The organism is Armatimonadota bacterium, from assembly GCA_037138755.1.
Taxonomy (GTDB): Bacteria; Armatimonadota; Fimbriimonadia; order Fimbriimonadales; family Fimbriimonadaceae; genus Fimbriimonas.
Window position 1 is genome coordinate 1 of sequence record JBAXHT010000018.1, and the last position, 1,421, is coordinate 1,421.

Genomic DNA, 1,421 nt, shown 5'->3' on the forward strand with positions numbered 1-1,421 from the left:
AACGCTCAAGATCAGAAGCGGGCCGAAACTTTGTAATTGGCGCTTACCTCCGCTCCCGTCTTCTGAATCTTGATGTTAGGCCCCCCTCGCATCGCCAGTGGAGTGAGCTTCGACATAGTCCTTCAGCACAGCATCCATACGAGCTTGCCAACCAGCTCCAGAAGCCCTGAAATAGTCAATAACCTCAGGACTATATCGGATTGAAACCAGCTGCTTTTTATTTGCCAACTTTGGACGTCCGCGAAGCACGCGAATGGGGACCATCGCGCTCATCTGCTCGTCTGTAAGCGGAAGGGCATCAGGATCTGATTCCGCCGCCGCTGTAATCAACTGATCTTCCTCAAGTGTCGGCATCTTCAGGCTGATCTTCTTTAATGGCTTTGACATAGTGATTGACCTCACGGCGATTGGCCCTGCGTAGGCTAATAATTCTCCTTGTCGACTCGCGATCTACAAAGGCTACAAAATAGAGTATGTCTCCATTTGGAGCCAAAGCAACCATCCTTACTTCACCATAGTCAGCCCGATCATCAAGCCAGACGAGTGCTGCTTCCCAACTGAGCTCAGCTGCGGCCGCCAAGGAGAGGCCATGCTTGCTCAGATTGGTCGCGTCCTTGCCAGGGTCGAAATCGTACCGCACGCTTTATCGTAGCTACGGAAACCCCCTCCGTCAACTTCGTTTCAACAAGCAGGCTTCAGGTGGGCCTAACGCTCAAGATCAGCGGCGGGCCGAAACTTTGTAATTGGCGCTTACCTCCGCTCCCGTCTTCTGAATCTTGATGTTAGGCCCCCCTCGCATCGCCAGTGGAGTGAGCTTCGACATAGTCCTTCAGCACAGCATCCATACGAGCTTGCCAACCAGCTCCAGAAGCCCTGAAATAGTCAATAACCTCAGGACTATATCGGATTGAAACCAGCTGCTTTTTATTTGCCAACTTTGGACGTCCGCGAAGCACGCGAATGGGGACCATCGCGCTCATCTGCTCGTCTGTAAGCGGAAGGGCATCAGGATCTGATTCCGCCGCCGCTGTAATCAACTGATCTTCCTCAAGTGTCGGCATCTTCAGGCTGATCTTCTTTAATGGCTTTGACATAGTGATTGACCTCACGGCGATTGGCCCTGCGTAGGCTAATAATTCTCCTTGTCGACTCGCGATCTACAAAGGCTACAAAATAGAGTATGTCTCCATTTGGAGCCAAAGCAACCATCCTTACTTCACCATAGTCAGCCCGATCATCAAGCCAGACGAGTGCTGCTTCCCAACTGAGCTCAGCTGCGGCCGCCAAGGAGAGGCCATGCTTGCTCAGATTGGTCGCGTCCTTGCCAGGGTCGAAATCGTACCGCACGCTTTATCGTAGCTACGGAAACCCCCTCCGTCAACTTCGTTTCAACAAGCAGGCTTCAGGTGGGCCTAACGCTG

General features: G+C 52.5%; 4 protein-coding genes. All 4 read right to left on the bottom strand.

The window, feature by feature from the left end; all coding sequences use genetic code 11:
• Positions 1-75: 75 nt before the first annotated feature.
• Positions 76-387 carry a BrnA antitoxin family protein gene (locus WCK51_16020; protein ID MEI7578396.1) on the bottom strand — a complete coding sequence of 104 codons (312 nt, stop codon included), beginning with the start codon at positions 385-387 and terminating at the stop codon, positions 76-78.
• Entirely contained in the window at positions 341-640 is a 300-nt protein-coding gene (locus WCK51_16025; protein ID MEI7578397.1) for a BrnT family toxin, read from the bottom strand. Before WCK51_16025 ends, WCK51_16020 begins: the two co-directional genes overlap by 47 nt.
• A gap of 142 nt (positions 641-782) precedes the next feature.
• A complete protein-coding gene (locus WCK51_16030; protein ID MEI7578398.1) occupies positions 783-1,094 on the bottom strand; it encodes a BrnA antitoxin family protein in 312 nt (103 codons plus the stop codon).
• On the bottom strand, positions 1,048-1,347 hold the full coding sequence (locus WCK51_16035; protein MEI7578399.1) for a BrnT family toxin: 300 nt from the start codon (positions 1,345-1,347) through the stop codon (positions 1,048-1,050). Before WCK51_16035 ends, WCK51_16030 begins: the two co-directional genes overlap by 47 nt.
• Positions 1,348-1,421 lie beyond the last annotated feature (74 nt).

What these genes read in the sequence shown, in the direction of transcription:
- WCK51_16020 (MEI7578396.1), bottom strand. Translation starts at nt 387, where the DNA reads ATGTCAAAGCCATTAAAGAAGATCAGCCTGAAGATGCCGACACTTGAG.
- WCK51_16030 (MEI7578398.1), bottom strand. Translation starts at nt 1,094, where the DNA reads ATGTCAAAGCCATTAAAGAAGATCAGCCTGAAGATGCCGACACTTGAG.